General features: G+C 71.1%; 16 protein-coding genes. 6 read left to right on the top strand and 10 right to left on the bottom strand.

What is annotated here, in order from left to right; translation table 11 throughout:
* Nucleotides 1-20 precede the first annotated feature (20 nt).
* Nucleotides 21-1085 (bottom strand): ATP-dependent DNA ligase, encoded by a 1065-nt coding sequence (locus ABZ016_RS08340; RefSeq protein WP_356915744.1) that lies wholly within the window; start codon nt 1083-1085, stop codon nt 21-23.
* A 156-nt stretch (nt 1086-1241) separates the two neighbouring features.
* Here ABZ016_RS08340 and ABZ016_RS08335 point away from each other — a divergent pair, with 156 nt between their 5' ends.
* Together ABZ016_RS08335 and ligD are read left to right on the top strand one after the other, a co-directional pair.
* Complete coding sequence (locus ABZ016_RS08335) at nt 1242-3002, top strand: SpoIIE family protein phosphatase (RefSeq protein WP_356915743.1); 1761 nt, start codon at nt 1242-1244, stop codon at nt 3000-3002.
* A gap of 53 nt (nt 3003-3055) precedes the next feature.
* Nucleotides 3056-4087 carry a non-homologous end-joining DNA ligase gene (gene ligD / locus ABZ016_RS08330; RefSeq protein WP_356915742.1) on the top strand — a complete coding sequence of 344 codons (1032 nt, stop codon included), beginning with the start codon at nt 3056-3058 and terminating at the stop codon, nt 4085-4087.
* Here ligD and ABZ016_RS08325 read toward each other — a convergent pair.
* Nucleotides 4074-6215, bottom strand: coding sequence for a family 16 glycoside hydrolase (locus ABZ016_RS08325; RefSeq protein WP_356915940.1), 2142 nt, complete (start codon nt 6213-6215; stop codon nt 4074-4076). The two genes, ligD and ABZ016_RS08325, sit on opposite strands and share 14 nt — an antisense overlap.
* A 47-nt stretch (nt 6216-6262) precedes the next feature.
* Nucleotides 6263-8743 carry a ThuA domain-containing protein gene (locus ABZ016_RS08320; protein WP_356915741.1) on the bottom strand — a complete coding sequence of 827 codons (2481 nt, stop codon included), beginning with the start codon at nt 8741-8743 and terminating at the stop codon, nt 6263-6265.
* Nucleotides 8744-8932: 189 nt separating this feature from the next.
* On the opposite strand from ABZ016_RS08320, the gene ABZ016_RS08315 reads away from it, so the two are divergent.
* Together ABZ016_RS08315 and ABZ016_RS08310 are read left to right on the top strand one after the other, a co-directional pair.
* Nucleotides 8933-9910 (top strand): multicopper oxidase domain-containing protein, encoded by a 978-nt coding sequence (locus ABZ016_RS08315; RefSeq protein ID WP_356915740.1) that lies wholly within the window; start codon nt 8933-8935, stop codon nt 9908-9910.
* Between the two features lie 104 nt (nt 9911-10014).
* Entirely contained in the window at nt 10015-11052 is a 1038-nt protein-coding gene (locus ABZ016_RS08310) for a LacI family DNA-binding transcriptional regulator (RefSeq protein WP_356915739.1), read from the top strand.
* 7 nt (nt 11053-11059) lie between these two features.
* Here ABZ016_RS08310 and ABZ016_RS08305 read toward each other — a convergent pair whose 3' ends face one another.
* Entirely contained in the window at nt 11060-11845 is a 786-nt protein-coding gene (locus tag ABZ016_RS08305; RefSeq protein ID WP_356915738.1) for a VOC family protein, read from the bottom strand.
* 223 nt (nt 11846-12068) lie between these two features.
* Between ABZ016_RS08305 and ABZ016_RS08300 the strand changes: the two genes are divergently transcribed.
* Nucleotides 12069-12314: a WhiB family transcriptional regulator gene (locus ABZ016_RS08300; protein ID WP_356915737.1), complete on the top strand. Its 246-nt coding sequence runs from the start codon at nt 12069-12071 to the stop codon at nt 12312-12314.
* 81 nt (nt 12315-12395) lie between these two features.
* Here ABZ016_RS08300 and ABZ016_RS08295 read toward each other — a convergent pair whose 3' ends face one another.
* From ABZ016_RS08295 to ABZ016_RS08270, 6 genes are all read right to left on the bottom strand, one after another.
* Nucleotides 12396-13373, bottom strand: coding sequence for an acyl-ACP desaturase (locus tag ABZ016_RS08295; protein ID WP_356915736.1), 978 nt, complete (start codon nt 13371-13373; stop codon nt 12396-12398).
* A 189-nt stretch (nt 13374-13562) separates the two neighbouring features.
* Nucleotides 13563-14339: a dimethylargininase gene (ddaH, locus tag ABZ016_RS08290; protein ID WP_356915735.1), complete on the bottom strand. Its 777-nt coding sequence runs from the start codon at nt 14337-14339 to the stop codon at nt 13563-13565.
* A gap of 276 nt (nt 14340-14615) precedes the next feature.
* The gene (locus ABZ016_RS08285) at nt 14616-17012 is read right to left on the bottom strand and encodes an Orn/Lys/Arg decarboxylase N-terminal domain-containing protein (RefSeq protein ID WP_356915734.1); all 2397 of its coding nucleotides are present in this window, start codon (nt 17010-17012) and stop codon (nt 14616-14618) included.
* Nucleotides 17013-17151: 139 nt separating this feature from the next.
* Nucleotides 17152-19455, bottom strand: coding sequence for an excinuclease ABC subunit UvrA (locus ABZ016_RS08280; protein ID WP_356915733.1), 2304 nt, complete (start codon nt 19453-19455; stop codon nt 17152-17154).
* A 10-nt stretch (nt 19456-19465) separates the two neighbouring features.
* On the bottom strand, nt 19466-21091 hold the full coding sequence (locus ABZ016_RS08275) for an ABC-F family ATP-binding cassette domain-containing protein (protein ID WP_356915732.1): 1626 nt from the start codon (nt 21089-21091) through the stop codon (nt 19466-19468).
* 476 nt (nt 21092-21567) lie between these two features.
* Nucleotides 21568-21984 (bottom strand): SsgA family sporulation/cell division regulator, encoded by a 417-nt coding sequence (locus tag ABZ016_RS08270; RefSeq protein WP_356915731.1) that lies wholly within the window; start codon nt 21982-21984, stop codon nt 21568-21570.
* A gap of 304 nt (nt 21985-22288) precedes the next feature.
* Here ABZ016_RS08270 and ABZ016_RS08265 point away from each other — a divergent pair, with 304 nt between their 5' ends.
* Nucleotides 22289-23344, top strand: a complete 1056-nt coding sequence (locus tag ABZ016_RS08265; RefSeq protein WP_356915939.1) for an oxidoreductase — start codon at nt 22289-22291, stop codon at nt 23342-23344.
* The last annotated feature ends 70 nt before the right edge of the window (nt 23345-23414 follow it).

Below are 23414 nucleotides of genomic sequence, written 5' to 3'. Positions count from 1 at the left end.
CCGCTCTCAGAGAGCCGCTCTCAGACGCCGAGAATCTCCGTCAGGTCGTAGCGGACCGGCTCCTCGAGCTGCGCGTAGGTGCAGCTCTCGGGGGTCCGGTCCGGACGCCAGCGGCGGAAACGGGCAGTGTGCCGGAAGCGCTGCCCGTTCTCCATGTGGTCGTACGCCACCTCGACCACCCGCTCCGGCCTGAGCGGCACCCACGACAGGTCCTTACGGCCCGACCAGCGGCTCGGCGCCCCGGGCAGCCGCGCCTTCTCGTGCGCGGCCTCGTCGGACCAGGCCGCCCACGGATGGCCCTGGACGTCGTCCATCCGCAGCGGCTCCAGCTCCTCCACCAGCTCGGCGCGCCGCTTCATCGTGAAGGCGGCCGACACGCCCACGTGCTGGAGGGCGCCCCGGTCGTCGTACAGGCCGAGCAGCAGCGAGCCGACCACGGGGCCGCTCTTGTGCAGGCGGTACCCGGCGACGACGACGTCCGCCGTACGCTCGTGCTTGATCTTGAACATGGCGCGCTGGTCCGGGCGGTAGCGCACCGTCAGGGGCTTGGCGATGACACCGTCCAGCCCCGCCCCCTCGAACTCCTCGAACCACTGACGTGCCACGTCGATGTCGGTGGTCGCCGGCGCCAGGTGCACCGGCGCCGTCACCCCGGACAACTCCCTGGTCAGCACCTCCCGCCGCTCGGTCAGCGCCACGTCCATCAGCGACTCGTCCCCCAGCGCCAGCAGATCGAAGACGACCAGCGAGGCCGGTGTCCGCTCGGCCAGCGTCCGCACCCGCGAGTCCGCCGGGTGGATCCGCTCCGTCAGCGCGTCGAAGTCCAGGTGCCCCTCCCGCGCGATCACGATCTCCCCGTCCACCACGCACCGCTGCGGCAACCGCTCCCGCACGGCCGCCACCAGCTCGGGGAAATACCTGGTCAGAGGTTTCCCGGTCCGGCTTCCGAGCTCCACCTCGTCCCCGTCACGGAACACGATCGCCCGGAACCCGTCCCACTTCGCCTCGTACTGCATACCCGACGGGATCGCCGCCACGGACTTGGCGAGCATCGGCAGCACAGGGGGCATCACCGGCAGGTCCATGCTCCGACTCTAAGAGCGGCCATCGCGGACCGCCTGTCGAGCACCCGGGCGAAAGGCCAGGTCAGGGCGGAATCACCCGAGGATGCGGATGCCGGTCGCCCACCACACACTGGAACGTGGCGTGCTCTGATCAGGGGGCGGACGAGGAGGATCCGCGTGGGCTACGACCACTCTCCGCTGAAGACGCTTTTCTCCGGCGCCGAGGACGCGCTGCTGTCCATGCTGGCCGACGCCCCGGCCGAGGCCGTCGAACAGGCCCGCGAGTACAAGATCCTCCGCGACGTCCTGGACGGCACCGCCGCCGCCGTGGCCATCGTGGACGAACGGCTGCGCTTCCGGTACGTGAACGACGCCATGGCCCGCATGAGCGGCGTGCCACCGGACGCGTTCCACGGCCGGACCATGGGCGAGGTCCTGCCGCACATCCACCGCTCGGAGGACATCCTGCGCATGATCCTCGGCGACGGCCGCCCCCGGGCGCTGTCCGTCACCGGCACCACCCACGCCCCGTCACCGTTCCGGCAGCGGCAGTGGAGCGCGGTCTACCACCGGCTGGAGTACGGCGACCGGGTGCTCGGCCTGTGCGGCATCGCGGTGGAGGTCAGCGGACTGCGCCAGTACATGGACGACCTCGAGCGGGCCCACCAGCGCCTGGCGCTGCTGGACACCGCCGCCACCCGGGTGGGCACCTCGCTCCGCGTCGAACAGACCTGTGCGGAGCTGGCCGACTTCGTGGTGCCGAGCCTGGCGGACCGGGCGTCCGTGCGGATCGTGGACACGGAGGAGGCCGACGACCTGCCGCCCCCCGCCCCCGGTGTCCTCCGGCTGCGCGTCATGGCCTCGGCGGGCGGCCCGGACATCGTCGCCCGCATCGGACTCACCGCCAGGACCGGGTACTACTTCGACGTCCCGCGCGACTCGCCGGTCCGGAGTTGCCTGAACACAGGCCGCCCGTGGGTGGGGAACCTCGCGTCGGACGACGTGCTGCTGAAGATGCTGCGCACACCCGTCGACGTGGAAGTGGTCCGCGAAGTAGGGATCCACTCCGTCGTCGTGGTTCCCCTGCCGACGCGCGACCACCCGGTCGGGGTCCTGTACCTGTGCCGCGCCGGCGACTCGGCACCCTTCACCGACGAGGACGTGGTCGTGGCCCAGGAACTCGCCGCCCGGGCGGCCGTCTCCATCGACAACGCCCGCCAGTACACACTCGAACACACCATGGCGCTGGAACTCCAACGCGCCCTGATGTCCGAGCCCGGCACCCCGCACCCGGACATCGAGACGGCCTCCCGCTACCTCCCGGCGGGGCAGCGCGCCCTCGTCGGAGGGGACTGGTTCGACTCGATGGCCCTGCCCTGCGGCCGCACCCTCCAGGTGATGGGCGACGTCATGGGGCACGGATTCACCGCCGCCGTCGCCATGAGCCAGTACCGCTCCCTGCTGCGCACCATGGCCGCCTCCGGCGCGCCCGCCGAACGCATCCTCCAGGAGGCCGACCACCGGCTGGCGAGCATCGGGCTGGACCGGGTGGCCACCTGCCTGCTCGCCCTCGTCGACCCCCATGACGGCACCTGCACCTTCGCGGGCGCCGGGCACCCGCCGCCCGTGCTGCTGCACCCCGACGCCCCGGCGGAACTCGTACACGTCCCGACCGGCCCGCCCCTGGGGACCGACCTCGGCGGCTACGAAGAGGTGACCCTGCCCCTGCGCCCCGGAACGGTGCTGCTCATGTACACCGACGGACTGATCGAGGACCGGCGAAGGGACATCGACTCCTCGCTGCGCCGCCTCACCCATCTGCGCCTCGACATCGACGGCCCGCTGGAGAGCATCGTCGACGCCCTCGTCACCCGCCTCGTGCACGGCACCACCGAGGACGACGTCACCCTGCTCGCGACCCGCCTGCGCTCCCCGTGACACCGGCGACGCTCCGCATGCGAGGCCCGCGCCCTGCGCCTACCGTGGCTCGCATGGGTGACGCGGTGGAACTGGAGGTGGGCGGACGGACCGTACGGCTGTCCAGCCCGGACAAGCTGTTCTTCCCCGAGCGCGGCTTCACCAAGCTGGACCTCGCCCGCTACTACATCGCCGTCGGCCCCGGCATCCTGCGCGCCCTGCGCGACCGCCCGACCACCCTGGAGCGCTACCCCGAGGGTGTGAACGGCGAGAACTTCTTCCAGAAGCGGGCACCGAAGAACATGCCCGACTGGATCCCGACCGCGCACATCACCTTCCCCAGCGGCCGCAGCGCCGACGAGATGTGCCCGACCGAGGTCGGAGCGGTGGTGTGGGCCGCCCAGTTCGGCACCCTCACCTTCCACCCCTGGCCGGTGCGCCGCGGGGACGTCGACCGCCCGGACGAACTCCGCATCGACCTCGATCCGCAGCCCGGCACGGACTACGAGGACGCCGTCCACGCCGCTCACGAACTGCGGGCGGTACTCGACGAGTTCGGCGGACTGCGCGGCTTCCCCAAGACCTCGGGCGGCCGGGGCCTGCACGTCTTCGTACCCATCGAACCGCGCTGGACCTTCACCCAGGTCCGGCGCGCCGCCATCGCCGTCGGGCGGGAGATGGAGCGGCGGATGCCGGAGCAGGTCACCATCAAGTGGTGGAAGGAGGAGCGGGGCAAGCGCATCTTCGTGGACTACAACCAGACGGCGCGCGACCGCACGATCGCCTCCGCCTACTCGGTGCGGCCCCGCCCGCACGCCCCGGTCTCCGCGCCCCTGCGCTGGGACGAGGTCGGGGTGGCGCACCCCCGGGACTTCGACCTCGCGACCATGCCCGCGCGCTTCGCCGAACTCGGCGATGTGCACGCGGACATGGACGACCACCGCTACTCCCTGGAGTCCCTGCTCGACCTCGCCCGCCGCGACGAACACGACCACGGGCTCGGGGACCTGCCGTACCCGCCCGAGTATCCGAAGATGCCGGGAGAACCGAGGCGGGTGCAGCCGAGCAGGGCCAGGAAGGCGCCCGAGGGGCCTACAACTCCTTGATGCGGATGTCCCGGTAGGACACCACATCCGTGGTGGAGTGCACCTGGAGCCCGAGGTAACCGGAGGCGAACCGCCGCCCGTCCGTGCCCGGGTCGTCCGAGCGGGGCGGGGTGAACTCCTGACCGCCGGTGTTGTCGAACTCGTTGATCAGCACACCGTTGCGGTACACCGAGTAGTGCTGGCCGACCACACGGATCTCGTAGTCGTTCCAGGTGCCCTTCTGCGTCACGCCGGCACCGGCGAGACCCACCCGGTCGAACCCGTAGACCGAGCCCGTCTTGTACATGTCGCCGTCGGGCCGGTCGAGCACCTGCACCTCGTGCCCGTACTTGATGGCGACCCACTCCGGCCGTGACTCCTCCGGGTGGTCGTGGACCCAGGGGAAGCGCACGAACACGCCCGAGTTGGCGTTGCCGGTGCCGGGTGCGTCGTCCCGCCACTGGAGCTTCAGCGAGAAGTCGCCGTACTTGCGCTGCGGGAACCACAGCATGCCCATACCGGGCGTCGTGGTGCTGGAAGTGATCGTCCCGTCGGGGTTCAGCCCGAACGAACCACCGCCCACCTGCTGCCACTTGCCGAAGGAGGCCGCGGTGCCGTCGAAGAGCGTCCGATAGCCCTCGGTCTGCCCCGGCTTGCCGATGCCGGACTGCTTGGCCGCCTTGCGGACGGCGTTGTACTCCCGCTGGTCGATCACCCCGTCCTTCAGCAACTCGTCCAGCACGGACGTCACGTGCTTGAGGAACAGCGCGTGGGACGTCCACTCCTTCTCGTCCTCGATCAGCTCGCCGATCCGGCAGCGGTTGTCGGTGACCCGGTTGCGCACGCCCGAGTCGACCGTTCCGACGATCACCGTCAGCCGCTCGTCGTACTCGGGGCAGTTCGGCGCCGGCACCTGCCCGGAGACGACCGTGAAGGTCACGGTGCGTGCCGCCGAGGTGTTGCCCGCCTTGTCGGTCGCCCGGTACGCCACGGTGTGCGCGCCCGCCCGGTCGACCACCACCGGGGCCGTGTACGCCAGGTACGGCCCGCCGTCCAGCGAGTACTCGGTCTTCTCGACGCCCGAGCCGTGCTCGTCGGTCGCCGTGACGGTCACCCGGGCGCTGTTGACGTACGCGCCGTCGGAGTTCTTGGTGCCCTCCACGGTCACGCCCGTCACCGGCGGGGTGGTGTCCTGCGGCGGTGCCGCCACGACGGTGAATTGCACGCTCTTCTCGGCCGCCACGTTGCCCGCCTTGTCGGTGGCGCGGTAGCGGACGGTGTGCGTACCCACCTCGTGCACCATCACGGGAGCGGTGTAGGGCTGCCAGGAACCGGAGCCCACCGCGTACTCGATGGTGTTGACCCCGGAGCCCGTGTCGGAGGCGGAGACGGTGACCGTCGCCATGGCGATGTACGCCCCGCCGGGGTCGCGCTCACCGGTCACGGTCGCCGAGGTCTCCGGCGCGGTGGTGTCGTCCGACTGCGGCGCCACGACCGTGAACGCGGTGCTCTTCTCGGCGGAGACGTTCCCCGCCTTGTCGAACGCGCGGTAGCGGACCTTGTGGTCGCCGACCTGGTCGACGACGACCGGCGCGGTGTACGGCTGCCAGGCACCCGTGTCACCGATCGCGTACTCGATCCTCTCGACGCCGGAACCGCCCCCGTCGGTGGCCTGCAGCGCCACGCTCGCCGAACCGACGTACTGGCCCTGCGCGTTCTGTGTGCCGCTCACCCGCGCCGTCGCCTCGGGCGCCGTGGTGTCCTCGCCCGTGCCCTCGGTCACCACGAGGATGCCCTGCATCTGACCGTGACCGGGGATCGTGCAGTGGTAGAAGTACCGGCCGGGTGTGAGCGTGACCTGGGCGGTGTACTTGCCGCCCTGGGCGTCGTTCGGGTTGGCCATGATGTTGAGCTGCACATCGCTGTTGAACTCGGGATCGCTGGTCACGAACGTCAGCGTGTGCGGCATGCCCGTGGTGTTGCCGGTGGCCACGCTGTTCTCGAACACGATCGTGGCGGTGCCGGCGACCGCCGTCTTCGGCGCCGAGAGGTACTTGTCGATGTCGTTGCCGGCCGTCCAGGTGAGCACCTGCTCGGCGGCTTCCGCCTTCGGCTGCCCGGCCGCGGGCATCGCCTGCAGGCCGAGCATCACGAGCAGGGCGGCCAGTACGGCGGCCCAGATCCTTGCGTGCCGGGTCACTCGGTCCCCCTCGCCAGCTGACCGGCGGCCGGGGTCGGCCCGCCGCCCTTGTAGGTGACCCGCCACAGGGCCGACTTGGAGTCCGAGGTGAAGAAGCCGCGGCCGTAGTCGAGGACGTACAGCGCGCCGTCCGGGCCGAACTTCCAGTCCATGAGGTTCTTGATGCCGTCGTTGCCGATCGGCACGATCTTCTTCAGCGACTCCGAGTGCACCGGCAGACCACCGTCCCCTTGCGTCTTCGGGTCCATGAGCACGGCGTTGCGCGGCTGGTCGGCGTCGTAGAAGTCCCCGACGAACCACTTGCCGTCCCAGTACGCCGGCCACTTCACGGCGCTGTCGGCCGCGACCGTGCCGTACCGGTAGACCGGCCCGTTCATCGCGGCCTGCCCGCCGCCCTTCAGCCAGGGCAGCCGGTACGTGGCCTCCTCCGGCTTGTACGACGGGACACCGTTCGCGTCCCGCGGGTAGTCCGGTGCGCCGCCCTGCGGCGAGTACCAGATGTTGTTGCCGGTGACCGGCGGCAGGTTGACCAGACCGTCGTTGTTCGGCGACTCGTTCTTCGGGTGGTCGCAGTCGTACCAGCCCAGCGGCTTGGAGGGGTCCGGCAGATTGCGGTCCCGGTAGGGCTGCTTGTTGCCCATGCAGTACGGCCAGCCCCGGTTGCTCGCCTTGGTGATGGCGGCGAACGTGTCGTACTTGGCCGGACCCCAGGTCGTCGAGGGCGCGCTCGCGTCCGGGCCGACCCAGCCCGCGTACAGCACGTCGGTCGACTTGTCGACGAAGATACGTGCCGGGTTCCGTACGCCCATCACGTAGATCTCGCCGCGCGTCTTGCCGCCGCCCTCGTCGGGTTCCTTCCCGGTGAAGAGGTTGCCCTCGGGGAGCGTGTACGTCCCGTCCGGCTCCGGGTGGATGCGCAGGATCTTGCCGTTGAGGTTGTTGGTGTTGCCGGCCGTGCGCCGCGCGTCGGCGAAGGACACGCCCTTGTAGTTGGGCTGCGGGTTGTTGCCCGAGTAACCGCCGCTGAACCCGCTGGAGTTGTTGTCACCGGTGGCGATGTACAGGTTGCCCTTGGAGTCCCAGGCCAGCCCGCCGCCCGAGTGGCAGCAACTGTGGATCTGCACCGGCCACTTCAGCAGCACCTTCTCGCTGGAAAGATCCAGCTTGTTCGTGGCCCGGTCGAGCGTGAAGCGGGAGACGCGCCGCTCGGCCATCCGTGTGTCACGGTTGATCTGCGAGTGGGGCGTGTAGTGCAGATAGACCCAGCCGTTCTGCTCGAACCGGGGGTCCAGTTCGATGCCGAGCAGTCCCTCCTCGACCTTGACCAGTTCGTCGCCGCCGCCCTTGTTGCCGAAGACGGTGAGCGCTCCTGCCAAAGTCACCTGCTTGGTCCTGGGGTCGTAGACGTGGATCTCGCCCTTGCCCTTGCCGATGTCGGGGTTGTTCCAGTCGGTCACCACCGGCTGCGAGGAGTCGGCGCCGCCCCGGCCGATGTAGAACACCCGGCCGTCGGGCGCGGTGACCAGCCCGTGCGGCTCGCCGATCTGGTCGTTCTGCCCCGGCTGGTTGGGCTTGGTCAGCCGCTCCGCCGTGTAGTTGGCGTTGATCGTCGCCTTGCAGTCGGCCTGCTCCAGCCGGGTCGTCCACATCAGCGCACCGCGCAGATGGTCCCGGAAGTCGGTCTCGTCGTACGACGACACCGTGCCGCCCATACCGGTGTAGAAGGACCGGCCGCCGTCGTAGTCCCGGCACCAGCTCACCGGATGGTCCCAGCCGTTGGAGCCGGTCCCGGGCTGGTAGGTCGACTCCCTGACCCGGGCCACCGTGTGGACGTCACCCGACGGGTTCTTCACCCAGTTCAGCCACTTGTCCGGGCGTTTCCACTGCACCGGCAGGTCCTTGGTCGCCGGGTGCCGGCGGTCGCCGACCTCGACGATCGCCCGCTGGACGGCCGCGGGGCTCGACGCGGCCGGACGGGCACCCACCAGTCCGGTGAACCAGTCCGAGTACGGCTCCGCGCGGGCCGCGTCATGGATGCCGACGAATCCGCCGCCGGCCTCCATGTACGCCTCGAGACCCGCCTCCTGCTCCGCGTCGAGGACGTCGCCCCCGCCGGTCAGGAACACGATCGCGTTGAAGCGGCCGAGCCTCGTCTCGTCGGTGAACACCGAGGCGTCGTCGGTGGCCTGCACCTTGAAGCGGCGATTCTCCGGGCCCGACAGCCCGATCTTCTCGATGGCCTCGATCCCGGCGTTCACGACCGGCGACTCCTCCCCGGCCGCCGCGGAACCGTGGAAGATCAGCACCCGTACGTTCGCGCCGCCCGGCGGCGACTTGATCGACATCGTTGTCAGCGGGGGTTCCGGATAGGGCCGCGCGTTCGCGGCGGGCCCCGACAGCAGTCCGGCGGTCACCACCGATGCGGCCACGGAGGCCGCCCAGACGCGTCTTCTCTTGCTCAGCCCTCGTAAGTGCATGGGCACCTCCTCGGTCACAGCAACACCGCCAAGGAAGCTAAACCCCTTTGCGCGGCACGCCAATACCTATGACCGGGATGGCTCCAACTTTGTCTTGAGTGTGGATAAACGGGGGCACGGCCGGTACCGTTCCACAGGTTCATCACAGGTACGCCTCCGTAAAAGCCTTACCAGGGTGGGGAGTTCCGCATGGACAGACGCAGCTTCAACCGGCGCGTGCTGCTGGGCGGCGCGGCCGTCGCGACATCGTTGTCCGTCGCCCCGGAGGCAGTGAGCGCCGACGGACCGGCCAAGACGGCACCCGCCGGAGGCGAGGTGAAGCACATCAAGCTGTACGCCGAGAAGCTCGCCGACGGCCAGATGGGGTACGGCCTGGAGAAGGGCAAGGCGAGCATCCCGGGCCCGCTGATCGAGCTCAACGAAGGCGACACGCTGCACATCGAGTTCGAGAACACCATGGACGTGGCGGTGAGCCTGCACGTCCACGGCCTGGACTACGAGATCACCAGCGACGGCACGAAACTGAACCGCAGTCACGTCGAACCGGGCGGCACCCGCACCTACACCTGGCGCACCCACGCCCCGGGCCGCCGCAAGGACGGCACCTGGCGGGCGGGCAGCGCGGGCTACTGGCACTACCACGACCACGTCGTCGGCACGGAGCACGGCACCCAGGGGCTCCAGAAGGGCCTCTACGGCCCGGTGATCGTCCGCCGCAAGGGCGACGTCCTGCCCGACCGTACGCACACCGTCGTCTTCAACGACATGCGCATCAACAACAGGCCGCCGCACTCCGGACCGGACTTCGAGGCCACGGTGGGTGACCGGGTCGAGTTCGTCGTGATCACGCACGGCGAGTTCTACCACACGTTCCACATGCACGGTCACCGCTGGGCGGACAACCGCACGGGCATGCTGACCGGCCCCGACGACCCCAGCCAGGTCATCGACAACAAGATCACCGGCCCGGCCGACTCGTTCGGCTTCCAGGTGATCGCGGGGGAGGGGGTCGGGGCGGGCGCCTGGATGTACCACTGCCATGTGCAGAGCCACTCCGACATGGGGATGGTCGGACTGTTCCTGGTGAAGAAGCCGGACGGGACGATTCCCGGGTACGACCCGCACGAGCACGGGGAGCAACCGCCGGGGGGCGGCCACGAGCACTGACGGGCGCCTGGGGCCGGGTGCTCCCCGAGGCGGGCGAGAGCGCTCTCACCGTGCCGCGCGCCCGGGGCTATCCTGATCCGCATCCGCAGGTGAGGAGCCCCGAAGTGACCGACACAGCGCCGCGTCCCACCCTGGAGGCCGTGGCCGCCCGGGCCGGTGTCTCGCGGGCCACCGTCTCCCGTGTGGTCAACGGCGGGGACGGGGTCAGGGACGTCCTCGTCGAGCGGGTCCGCAAAGCGGTCGAGGAGCTCGGGTACGTGCCCAACCAGGCCGCCCGCAGCCTGGTGACCCGGCGGCACGACGCGGTCGCGGTCGTCGTCGCCGAACCGGAGACCCGGGTGTTCGCCGACCCGTTCTTCGCGCTGCAGCTGCGGGGCATCAGCAAGGAGCTCACCGCCCACGACAACCAGCTCGTCCTGCTGCTCACGGAGGGCCGGGACGATCACGCCCGGGTCGGCCGGTACCTCGCGGGCGGGCATGTGGACGGTGCCCTGGTCTTCTCCCTGCACCTCGACGACCCGCTGCCGGAGCTGGTCCAGCGGGCCGGTGTCCCCACGGTCTTCGGCGGACGGCCGGGCTGGAGCGGTGACCGGCGCGGCGTGGTGTACGTCGACAGCGACAACCGCGGCGGCGCCCGCGACGCCGTCCGCCATCTCGCCGGCCTCGGCCGCACCCGGATCGCGCACATCACCGGCGCACTCGACCAGACGTCCGCGGTGGACCGGCTCGACGGCTACCGGGACGTCATGGTGGACGCCGACCCGCGCCTGATCGTCGAGGCCGACTTCACGCCCGCCGGAGGCGAGCGGGCCATGCGCGCACTCCTCGACCGCTGCCCGGACGTCGACGCGGTGTTCGCCGCCAACGACCTGACGGCCTCCGGCGCGCTGCGCGTCCTGCGCGAGTCCGGCCGCCGGGTGCCCGACGACGTGGCCGTGATCGGCTTCGACGACATGCTGCCCCTGGCGGAACAGGCCGACCCGCCCCTCACCACGGTCCGCCAGGACATCGAGGAGATGGGACGCCTGATGGCCCGTCTGCTGCTGCGCGGCCTGGACCGCGGCAGCTCGCGCGAGGGCGCCGCCGGCACGCCGTCCAGCGTCGTCCTGCCGACGACGCTGGTACGGCGGGCCTCCGCTTAGGGCGGCCTCAGGCCGCCGGCGGCTCGCTGCGGATCACCGCGAAACGGGCCCCGTAGGGGTCGGTGAGTCTGGCGACGCGGCCCACGTCCGGCAGGTCCGTGGCGGGCATACGGACCGTGCCGCCCAGTTCCCGGGCCCGGGCGACCGTGGTGTCCGTGTCGGGGACCTCGAAGTACGGCAGCCAGTGCGCCTCCTCCTCGGCCGGGTCGTCGGAGAGCGGGACGACACCGCCGAACATGGCGTTCTCGCCCTCCCCGGCCGGGTTGAAGGTGGTGTAGGTGCCGCCGGGGAAGGTGACGCCGTACGTCTCCAGGCCGAGCACGGAGCGGTAGAAGGCGGCCGCGGCCGGGACGTCCGCCGTGTACAGCTCCAGCCAGCACAGCGAACCGGGCTCACGGACGACCTCCAGGCCCTCGTTGCGGCCCGGCTGCCACAGTCCGAAGGGCACCCCGGCCCGGTCGGCGAGAATCGCCATGCGGCCCAGATCCCGCACGTCCATCGGCTGCACCAGCACCGAGCCGTGCGCCTGCTCGGCCGCCTTCGCCGTGGCGTCCGCGTCCGGCGCCTGGAAGTACACGGTCCAGGACGGCGGGCCCTGCTCCGGCGTGGTCCGCATACCGCCGGCGACGGTTCTGCCGCCCAGCTGGAAGAGGCCGTAGCCGCCGACCTCGGGCCCGCCCGGCTGGAAGCGCCAGCCGAAGAGACCGCCGTAGAAGGAGGCGGCGCCGTCGATGTCGGGGGTGCCGAGATCGATCCAGTTCGGAGCGCCGGTGACATAACGGGTGGTGAGCATCGTGGCCCTCCTCGCACTTCAGTCCCGTCGTCTCTCTGCCGAGTCTCGCACCGCCCACTGACAGCCGCCGCCGGAGCGCCGGGCGGCGTGTTTCCCGCGATCCCGCGCGCCGCCGTGCGTCGCCTCACCCGGCAGGACACCATCGGGACCGCCGGAGGCACGTGAAACGCGTGTTGATCCCGCGTTGATCGAACGTTTTTCGCCGACCGCGACGCTGCTGACCATGCACATCGACACGATCACCTCGCCCGAACTCGCCTGGCAGCAGGAAGCGTTGTGCGCGCAGACCGGGGCGGACTTCTTCTTCCCCGAGCCGGGCAGTTCGGTACGGGAGGCGAAGCGGATCTGCGGAATGTGCCCGATCCAGGCGGCCTGCCTCGACTACGCGCTGAGCAACGACGAGCGCTTCGGTGTCTGGGGCGGCCTGTCGGAGAAGGAACGTCTGGAGCTGCGGCGGGCCTCGCGCTAGCCGACCGGAACGCCGTGAGGCCCCGGCCGCTCGTGGCGGCCGGGGCCTCAGGTCACCGGGCCGTGGGGGCCCGCTCCGCCGTCAGGCGCCGGCGCGGGCCGCCATCCGGGCCTTGCGAGCGGCCAGCTTCTCGTCGAACTTCGACGCCTCGGAGTCCAGGCCGCCCATGAACAGGCCGAGCTCCTCCTGCGCCTTGAGGCCCTCGGGGCCCAGGCCGTCGATCTCCATGATCTTCAGGAAGCGCAGCACGGGCTGAAGCACGTCGTCGTGGTGGATGCGCAGGTTGTAGACCTCGCCGATCGCCATCTGCGCGGCGGCCCGCTCGAACCCGGGGATGCCGTGACCGGGCATCCGGAAGTTCACGACCACGTCGCGCACCGCCTGCATGGTCAGGTCGGGGGCGAGCTGGAACGCCGCCTTCAGCAGGTTCCGGTAGAAGACCATGTGCAGGTTCTCGTCGGTCGCGATGCGGGCCAGCATGCGGTCGCAGACCGGGTCACCGGACTGGTGGCCGGTGTTGCGGTGCGAGATGCGGGTGGCCAGCTCCTGGAAGGCGACGTAGGCGATCGAGTGCAGCATCGAGTGGCGGTTGTCCGACTCGAAGCCCTCGCTCATGTGCGACATGCGGAACTGTTCCAGCTTGTCCGGGTCGACGGCGCGCGAGGTGAGCAGGTAGTCCCGCATCACGATGCCGTGCCGGCCCTCCTCCGCCGTCCAGCGGTGCACCCAGGTGCCCCAGGCGCCGTCGCGGCCGAAGAGCGAGGCGATCTCGTGGTGGTAGCTGGGCAGGTTGTCCTCGGTCAGCAGGTTGACGATGAGCGCGATGCGGCCGATCTCCGTGACCTTGGACTGCTCCTTCTCCCAGGCCTCGCCGTCGTCGAAGAGGCCGGGGAAGTTGCGTCCGTCGCTCCACGGCACATACTCGTGAGGCATCCAGTCCTTGGCGACCTGCAGATGCCGGTTGAGCTCCTTCTCGACCACTTCCTCCAGTGCGTACAGCAGCTGGGCGTCGGTCCAGGCGCCGGCGGGGCTGCCGAGGTGGGGAGTGGTGATCGTCATGGACTCTCCAGGGGGACATGCGTACGAGCGGTGAGCGGAAACCTACGGCATCGTAGGCTACGTTGCCGTAGGTTACGAGTCCGTAGGTTAAGGGCGCTGTAAAGGCCGCTGATCAGCGGGGTCGCCGGTGCGGCGGTGCGGCTCGCGGACACGCAGGTCTAGGGCCGAACGGGCGGTTTGTCCACCCGGTCAGGCGTACAGCTCCCGCAGTCGGACCGAGAGACACGTCACACATCCCTCCAGCTTCTCGAACTCGCTGATGTCCACGACGACCGGTTCGTACCCGAGGTCCGCGAACAGCTCGGCGGTCTTCGGCGCGCTGGCCGCCATCAGCAGCTTGTCACCGCCGAGCAGCACCACGTGCGACCCGGCCTCCTCCGGCACCGGCAGGAAGCGCGCGAACAGCGACGGCGCGTCCATCTTCGGGATGTGCCCGATGACCGTCCCGTCCGGCAGGGCGGTGACCGCCGACTTCAGGTGCAGCACCTTGCTGACCGGCACGGAGACGACCCGTGCGCCCAGCGGCTCGAAGGCGGCCCGCAGTTGCCGCACGCCGGCGGCGTTGGTGCGACCGCCACGGCCCACGTACACCGTGTCGCCGATCTTCAGTACGTCGCCGCCCTCCAGCGTGCCCGGCTCCCAGATCCAGTTCACGGAGCAGCCCAGTCCGGCCACGGCCTCCTCGACCCCGGCGGTCTCGTCGCGCCGGGAGCCGGCGCCCGGGCGCGAGATCAGCGCGACGTTCTTGTACATCACGACCGTGTCCTCGACGAACACCGAGTCCGGGCAGTCGTCGGCCGGGTCCACCTCGATGGTCTCCCAGCCGTGCGTGCGCAGCGCCTCCACATACGCCTCCCACTGCTCGACCGCGAGGTCGGCGTCGACCTTCTCCCGCTCGATGTGTGTCACCAGCCCCTCGGCGAGGCGTGGGCTGGGGCGGCGGACGAGGGCCTTCTTGCTGGGCACTAGCATGACTCCGTATCGGATGGGACGTGTCTGGACCGCCCCCATGGAACCTCCGGGATCGACCGGAACCCATCGGGCGTCAGCCGCCCATCATGCAGGGCGATCCCGGGAGAGGACACCCCCGGGGCAGGGCACGCTGCGCGCAGCCCACCCAGAACGCCTGAACCGTCCGACCCTGCGGTACCGGCGCGCAGGCACTGCGGGGCGCTCACGCCGCCGGCCGGGCGGGCCCGGGCGATCAGGGTCCGGTGAGGCGTCACGGCGTGCCTGGTCGGGCTATCCGGCTGTCCCGGCCTCCTCCGAGGCGCGGCGCTGGGCCGGGGCCGTCGTGGCGTCGGTTCGTTCGGGTGTCTTCTGACGCAGGCATTCGATGCTGTAATCGCCGGTGTCGGGGTCGCGGACCACTCCGTGGGTCTCGCTGCCGAAGCCGGGGAAGCGGCGGTCGAAGGACTCCAGGGCGGTCAGGTACCGCAGCAGGGGGCCGGACGCGTCGCCGACGCTCTCGCCGGGCATGAGGACGGGGATGCCGGGCGGTGTGACGGTGACCATCGCGGCGGCGACCCGGCCTGCCGCGTCGGTCAGCCGGACCCGTTCCGTCCCGCCGCGGACGAGGCGCTGGTAGCACAGCTGCGGCGGGGAGACGGGCTCCGGCAGTTGCCGGAAGGCGGTGTCGAGGAGCTCGACCAGGCGGATCTCGCGCAGCTGGTCGTGCATCTCCTGGCACAGCCCGCGCAGACTCCGCCCGGAGTAGCGCCGCGGGTGCTCGGCGACCAGCGCGGGCAGCACCCGGTCGAGCGGGGCGTCACCGTCGTAGAGGTCCTTGAAGTCCATCAAGGCGTCCAGCAGCGTGCCCCACTTGCCCTTGGTGATGCCCATGGAGAACAGCACCAGCGTGGTGTAGCTGTCGGTCTTCTCCACCACGATCCCGCGTGTGGACAGGTACGCGGTGAGCACCCGCGCGGGAATGCCCCAGCCGGCCACGTCACCGGTGGCGTCGATCCCCGGGCAGGTCAGGGTGACCTTGATCGGGTCGAGCATGCAGTAGCCCTCGGTGAGCCCCGGGAAGCCGTGCCAGTCCGCGCCGGGCTCCAGGTGCCAGCAGGACGGCTCGGTCCGCAGCAGTTCCGCCGGAGCCTCGTCGAAAGGCAGGCGCGTCCCGCTCGCGGGGTCGGTCACCTCACGGGGCTGCCACACGCCGAAGAACCACGGCGGCCGGTCCCCGGCGGCCTCGACGCGCCGCCCGAGGCGCACCATCTCCTGGCGGAACCGGACCGCCTCGGTCACCGCCTCGTCCACCAGCCACTGCCCCTGCGGACCGTCCATCATCGCCGTGGCCACGTCCAGCGAGGCGATCATCGGGTACAGCGGCGAGGTGGTGCCGTGCATCATCAGCGCCTCGTTGAACCGCTCGTGCTCCACCGGCGCCCGGGGCGCGGGCCTGACGTGCACCATGGCGCTCTGCGACAACGCCGCCAGCAGCTTGTGCGTGGACTGCGTGGCGAACACCGTCGGCCGGTCGGGCCCGGGGAAGGTCTGCTCGTCCACCGACATGCCGTAGCGCCCGGCGTACAGCGGATGGAAGCGGGCGTAGGCGAACCACGCCTCGTCGAAGTGCAGCCGGGGCGTGCCGGCGGCGAGGGCCCGGGCCACGGCGACCGCGTCGTAGCACAGGCCGTCGTACGTCGAGTTGGTGAAGACCGCGTACTGGGCGCGGGCCGACACGGCGTTCGCCGTCAGGGGGCTCGCGGCGATCCGCCCCGCCACCGACTCCGCCCCGATCTCGGCCGGCGGCAGGGGTCCGGCCAGACCGTAGCCGTTGCGCGTGGGGACCAGGTACACCGGCCGGGCACCGGAGACCACCAGGCCGTGCAGGACCGACTTGTGGCAGTTGCGGTCCACCAGGGCGATCTCGTCACGGGTCACACTGAAGTGGCCGACCAGACGGTTGCAGGTGGAGTCGCCGTGCAGCACGAAGTACGTCCGGTCGGAGCCGAAGACCCGGGCGGCGTTGCGCTCGGCCTCGCCGATGGGCCCGGTGTGCTCGAACAGCGAGCCGAGCTCCTCGACCGAGATCGACAGGTCGCTGCGCAGCAGCCGCTCCCCGAAGTAGTCGTGGAACGCCCGGCCCACGGGCGACTTCAGGAAGGCGACACCGCCGGAGTGGGCGGGGGTGTGCCAGGAGTACTCGTGGGCGTCGTCGAAACGGCGCAGTGCCCGGAAGAAGGGCGGGAGCAGGGCGTCCTGGTAGGCACGGGCGGCGGTGGAGATCCGGCCCGCGATGAACGCCGGCGTGTCCTCCAGCGGCCACACGTAGCCCACCACCGCCTGCGACACCCACAGCGGCAGCTCGCGCAGCCCCTCGTCCGCCATGACGAGGAACACCGGCAGGTCCTGGAAGCGCCTCCCGATCCGGCGCAGCACCGCCGCACCGCCCGTCTCACCGCCCGTCGCACCCACGGCTCGCGGTCCGGGCGGAAGGTCCCAGGCGACCACCGCGGCGGCGAGGCCCGCCTCGGTCCTGAGCACCGCCTCCGCGTCGGCGACGCTCACCGCCCAACGGATTTGTGAGCCGCGTGCCCGGATCGCCTCGGCGATCCTCGCCAGCTGCCCGGCGGTGACGCCCCCGTCCTCCGGACGCTCCGCCACCGCCACCAGAACCGTGCTGTCCCCCATGCCCCGCAACCCCTCCCCGGGCGGCCCGCACCACCCCCCTCCCAGTGTTCGCGGGCCGGTACGCCTGATCGGCCGCCGGAACGTCAAACCACCCCATCGGTCCACCGCCCGCACCGCACCTTGACGGGGCGAGAGCCCGTCACACCGGCAGACCGGCCTCCGCGGAAACGCCCGCCGAGTCCAGCGCCCGCCGCAGATGCTCCGCGGTGGACGATCCCGTCACGCCCAGGAGCTGACGCGGCGTCCCCTCGAAGACGATCTCGCCGCCGTCCCGGCCGCCGTCCGGGCCGAGGTCGATCACCCAGTCGGCCCGGGCCACCACGTCCAGGTTGTGTTCGACGACGACGACCGTGTTGCCCGCGTCGACCAGCCGGTCCAGCAGAGAGACCAGGCCGTCCACATCCGCCATGTGCAGGCCGGTCGTCGGTTCGTCGAGGACGTAGACCGCGCCCGTCCGGTGCAGCCGCGTGGCCAGCTTGATGCGCTGCCGCTCGCCGCCGGAGAGTGTGGAGAGGGGCTGGCCGAGGGTCAGGTACGTGAGTCCGACGTCCCGCAGGGCGCGCAACCGGCGCCGTACGCCCGTGTCGTCGAAGAAGGTGAGGGCCTGTTCGGCCGTCATCTCCAGGACGTCGGCGATGGACCGGCCCCGCACCGTCAGCCGCAGCACCTCCTCCTTGAAGCGCCGCCCCTCGCAGTCGTGGCAGGTCGTCGTCACCGGGTCCATGAAGGCGAGGTCGGTGTAGATGATCCCCCGGCCCTCACAGGTGCCGCAGGCGCCGCCGGAGTTGAAGCTGAACAGGCCCGCGCCGGCCCCCGTCGCACGGGCGAAGATCTTCCGTACCGTGTCCATGATCCCCAGGTACGTCGCCGGGGTGGACCGGGCCGAGATCCCGATCGACGACTGGTCGACGACCACGGCGTCGGGGTGCGCGGCGGTGAACTCCCCGACCAGCGTGCTCTTCCCCGACCCCGCCACCCCGGTGACGGCGGTGAGCACCCCGGCCGGGAACCGTACGGTCAGGTCCCGCAGGTTGTGGCGGCCGGCGCCCTCGACCCACAGTTCGCCGGTGGCCTGCCGCACCGTCTCCTTGACCGCCGTACGGCGGCGCAGGCACCGTCCGGTGAGTGTGCCGGACGCGGCCAGCCCGCCCGGCGTCCCCTCGAACACCACCGTGCCGCCTTCCGCACCGGCCCCCGGCCCCATGTCGACGACATGGTCGGCCAGCGCGATGACGTCCGGGTCGTGCTCGACCACCAGCACCGTGTTGCCCTTGTCGCGCAGCCGCAGCAACAGGTCGCCGAGCCGGCCCACGTCCCGCGGGTGCAGGCCGACGCTCGGCTCGTCGAAGATGTACGTCATCCCGCTCAGGCTGGAGCCGAGGTGCCGCACGGTCTTCAGCCGCTGCCCCTCCCCGCCGCTGAGCGTGGCGGTCTCCCGGTCGAGGCTGAGGTAGCCGAGCCCGATCGCCTCGATCCGCTCCAGCGCGGCCACCGCCGCCCCCGCGACGGGCCCGGCCACCGGGTCGTCGATCTCCTTCAGCACGGCGATGAGGTCGGTGACCTGCATCCGCGCGCAGTCGGCGATCGACCGGCCGTTGATCCGGGTCGCGAGCGCGGCCGCGCCCAGCCGGGCTCCCCGGCAGGCCGGGCAGACGCCCTCCACCAGGAACCCCTGGACCAGGTCGCGGGTCTTCTGGCTCATGGCCGACAGGTCCCGCTTCAGGTACAGCCGTTCGAAACGATCGGCCAGCCCCTCGTAGTCGGTGGACCAGGTGCCGCCGCTGCCGTTGACGGTGACCTTGCTGCCGGGCCGCCCGCGCATCAGGAACTCCCGTTCGGCGGCGGTGAACCGCCCCACCGGCTTGTCCGGGTCCAGGTCGGCGCTGTTGGTGTACGTCTGCCCCTGCCAGGTCCCGGCCGCGAACGGCGGGAAGCGGACCGCCCCGTCGGCGAGGGAGCGGTCCGGATCGAGGATGCGGTCCCAGTCGGGCCGCACCGCCCGGCCGAGGCCGTCGCACTCGGGGCACATGCCCGAAGGGTCGTTGAACGAGTAGGCCGTAGCCGGCCCGGCGCTCGGGGTGCCGTGCCGGGAGAACAGCACCCGGATCACCGAGTAGACGTCCGTCATGGTGCCGACGGTCGACCGGGAGTGGCCGCCGACCGGCCGCTGGTCGACGACGATCGCGGGGGAGAGGTCCTCCAGTCCGTCCGCGTGCGGCCGTTCGAACTTGGGCAGCCGGTTGCGGACGAACCACGGGAACGTCTCGTTCAGCTGGCGCTGCGACTCCACCGCGATCGTGTCGAAGACGACGGAGGACTTGCCCGACCCCGAAACGCCGGTGAACACGGTCAGCCGGCCTTTCGGGATGCGCAGGGTGACGTCCTTGAGGTTGTTCTCGCGGGCTCCGGTCAGGGTGATCACATCGTGCGTGAAGTCGGTCATGCCACCGACGCTAGGCGGGAAACCCGACAGCTTCTGGCGTGATTTCCCTCAGTTCTCCCTCCTCCAGCAGCAGCCACCGCGTGATGCCGACCGACTCCAGGAACGGCAGGTCGTGACTGGCCACGATCAGCGCTCCCTCGTACGACTCCAGGGCCGTGGTCAGCTGCCGCACACTCGCCATGTCGAGGTTGTTGGTCGGCTCGTCCAGCATGAGCAGCTGCGGCGCCGGCTCCGCCAGCATCAGCGCGGCCAGTGCCGCCCGGAAGCGTTCGCCGCCGGACAGCGTCGCCGCCTTCTGGTCGGCCCGGGCCCCCCGGAACAGGAAGCGGGCCAGCCGCGCCCGGACCCGGTTGTTGGTGGCGCCCGGCGCGAACCGGGCCACGTTCTCGGCGACGGTCCGCTCCCCGTCCAGGATGTCGAGCCGCTGCGGCAGGAACCGCAGCGGGACATGCGCCGTCACCTCGCCCGACTCCGCTTCGAGTTCCCCGGTGATCGTGCGCAGCAGCGTCGTCTTGCCCGCGCCGTTACGCCCGATCAGCGCGACCCGCTCGGGGCCGCGCAGCTCGAAGCCGCCCTCCACCCGGGCGCCGTAGCGGAGCCCGAGATCCTGGAGGGTGAGGACGGTCCGCCCCGGCGGCACGGCCGTGTACGGCAGGTCGACCCGGATCTCGTCGTCGTCCCGTACCGCCTCCACCGCCTCGTCGAGCCGCTCCTTGGCCTCGGCGAGCTTCTCCTCGTGCATGATGCGGTGCTTGCCCGCCGACTCCTGCGCGGCGCGCTTGCGCGCGCCCATGACGATCTTCGGTTCGCGCTTCTGGTCCCACATCTTCTGCCCGTACCGCTTGCGGCGGGCCAGTTTGACCTGGGCGTCGGTCAGTTCCCTCTTCTGTTTACGGAAGTCGGACTCGGCGACGCGCACCATGCGCTCCGCCGCCTCCTGTTCGACCGCGAGGGCCTCCTCGTAGTCGGAGTAGTTGCCGCCGTACCAAGTGATCTCGCCGGAGCGCAGGTCGGCGATCTGGTCGACGAGGTCCAGCAGTTCCCGGTCGTGGCTGACCACGACCATGACGCCGGGCCAGGACTGCACGGCCGTGTACAGCCGCCTGCGCGCGTACAGGTCGAGGTTGTTGGTCGGCTCGTCCAGCAGCAGCACGTCGGGACGGCGCAGCAGCAGCGCGGCGAGCCGCAGCAGCACCGACTCGCCGCCGGACACCTCGCCGATGGTGCGGTCCAACTTGACGTGGCCGAGGCCGAGTTCGCCGAGGGTGGCCAGGGCTCGCTCCTCCACGTCCCAATCGTCGCCGACGGTCTCGAAGTGCGTCTCGGACACGTCCCCGGCCTCGATGGCGTGCAGCGCGGCCCGCCGGTCGGCGATGCCGAGCGCCTCGTCGACGCGCAGGGTGGTGTCGAGCGTGACGTTCTGCGGGAGGTAGCCGACCTCGCCGGCCACGCGGACGGTGCCGTCGGCCGGTGCGAGCTCACCGGCGATCAGCTTCAACAGGGTCGACTTCCCCGACCCGTTGACCCCGACCAGGCCGGTGCGGCCCGGGCCGAAGGCGACGTCGAGGTCCTCGAAGACGGGGGAGCCGTCGGGCCAGGTGAAGGAGAGGGACGTGACGGTGATGGAAGTAGGCATGCGGGCCTCTTTCGCGGTTGCTTGATGCGGCCAGGGGCAATCGCGTATCGAGACACCTGCGACCAGGGAGGAGGCTCCAGGGGCACACTTCACGGGCGCTTCATGTACATGAAAAAAGGCCCTGTGCCCGGAGGACGGCTCATATGCCGAGGTCGCACGCAGCGCACACACCTGTGGTGGGTGACGCGGTGTCTCAGGACCTCAGACGAGCAACGTCCTTCTCCAATCGGCGGCAACAGGACGCTGTAGACCGTACGAGGGCGGTCGAGGCCTGTCAACGGAATTAATGAGCCATCACCGGCCTGTCCGGCCGCCGTGTGGCCCCAGCCGCGCCCTGGCCGGGGCCGGCGGCGGGGTGAAGGCCGAGCGGGGCAGGGCGGCGCTCACCGACCGGATCTGCTCCTGACCGGCAGACAAAGGGGAAGCCGCCCCGCCCCGAGCGGACGGCCAACGCCCCTTCGCTCAGGACGGTCGGCTCAGCACGCGTCCCGCATCAGTTCGGCCAGGTCGTGGTCCAGGTCCAGCTGGAGGTGCTCCAGGCCGACCGGCACGAGCTCGCTCGTGGCCTCCAGGAACCGGCGCACCTCGCTGGAGCGGACGTGCACGACGGCGGTGCCCTCGGGGGCGTGGAACTCCAGCACCGTGCGGTCGTACCCGTAGGGCCGCACCCGCACGTCGCCGTGTCCCTCGGCGTTCTTCAGGCCGGCCGCGAGCAGCTCGCGCGAGAAGGTCCAGCAGACGTCGACCCCCTCCAGCGTGGCCGGGGCGGGGAAGGTCATGCGGACGGCGAACGGGTCACGTCGGTCGTAGTGCAGCGTCGCGGGAATGCTCGGCATACGCGGCGCGGCGGCGACGAGGCGGGCCTCCACGGGCTGCTCGATGACGATGGACAACGCCTTGCTCCCTTGTGACGGCTGGACGGACTTCCGGGCGTATGAGACCCGAGCACTGGAAGAGACGACGGAATCAGCCAATCCGTGCACACGAAATGCGAGTGACCTCTGTCACCGCGTTCATGCACGGGAGTGACGTGACTCTCCTCGCGTGCCCGGAAGGGCACTTGTGGCGACCGCGGGAACACCCGGAACACGGGTGAGGCCATCTGGACGGCGCCCGGGCGGTGGGCTAGCTTCGCCGGCCATGAGGCGCTTGGGGAGCACGCGACGTACGGGACGGACACAGCACCGGGTGACCACGGTGGTGGCGTGCGCGGCGGCACTGGTCGCGCTGGCCGCGCCGGCCGCCGTACCCGCCCAGGCGCACGGGCCGGAGCACCGGGGGCCGCCCTGGGAGCTCAAGGACACCGGCACCCCCGACGTACGGTTCCGCGGGCTCGCCGCCGTCAGCCGGAACACCGCCTGGCTCGCCGGGACCGGCGGCACCGTGCTGCGCACCACCGACGGCGGGTCGACCTGGCGGAACGTCTCACCCCCGGGCGCCGCGGAGTTGCAGTTCCGGGACGTCGAGGCGTTCGACGCGCGCCGGGCCGTGGTCCTGGCCATCGGCGAGGGCGAGGCGTCCCGGGTGTACCGCACCGACGACGGCGGCACGACCTGGACGGAGTCCTTCCGCAACACCGACCCGAAGGCCTTCTACGACTGCCTCGCCTTCTTCGACCACCGCCACGGCCTCGCGATGAGCGACCCGGTGGACGGCAGGTTCCGCATCCTGTCCACCGGCGACGGCGGCCGAAGCTGGAAGGTGCTGCCGGACACGGGCATGCCGGCCGCGCAGGAGGGCGAGGCCGGATTCGCGGCGAGCGGACAGTGTCTGGTCACGTCCGGTCCGAAGGACGTCTGGCTCGCCACCGGAGGGGCCGCACGCGCCCGGGTGCTGCACTCCGCCGACCGGGGACTCACCTGGACGGCCACCGACACGCCCCTCCCGGCGGGCGACCCGGCCCGGGGCGTCTTCGCGCTCGCCTTCCGCGACCGCACCCACGGTCTCGCCGTCGGCGGCGACTTCAACCCCGGCCGGCCCTCACCGGACGCCGCCGCACGCACCGGCGACGGCGGCCGGACCTGGCGCCCCGCCACCGCGCCCCCGCCCGCCTACCGCTCCGGCGCCGCCTGGCTCCCGCACAGCCGCACCGCCGCCCTCGCCGTCGGCCCCACCGGCACCGACCTCACCACGAACGGCGGCCGCACCTGGCGCACGGTCGACACGGGCTCCTACGACACCGTCGACTGCGCACCGGGCCACGGCTGCTGGGCCGCCGGTGAGAAGGGGCGGGTTGCCCGCCTGGAGCACTGAGCGAGCGGTATGCGCTGATTCTTGGCAGTGTGGGTACTCGTTCACTGGTCGTGAAAGGAAGTGAGCGGTC

The sequence above is a fragment of the Streptomyces sp. NPDC006372 genome (genome assembly GCF_040612515.1).
Lineage (GTDB): Bacteria > Actinomycetota > Actinomycetes > Streptomycetales > Streptomycetaceae > Streptomyces.
The sequence above is the reverse complement of the archived record's forward strand: the minus strand, read 5'-3'. Positions and strand labels throughout refer to the sequence as shown.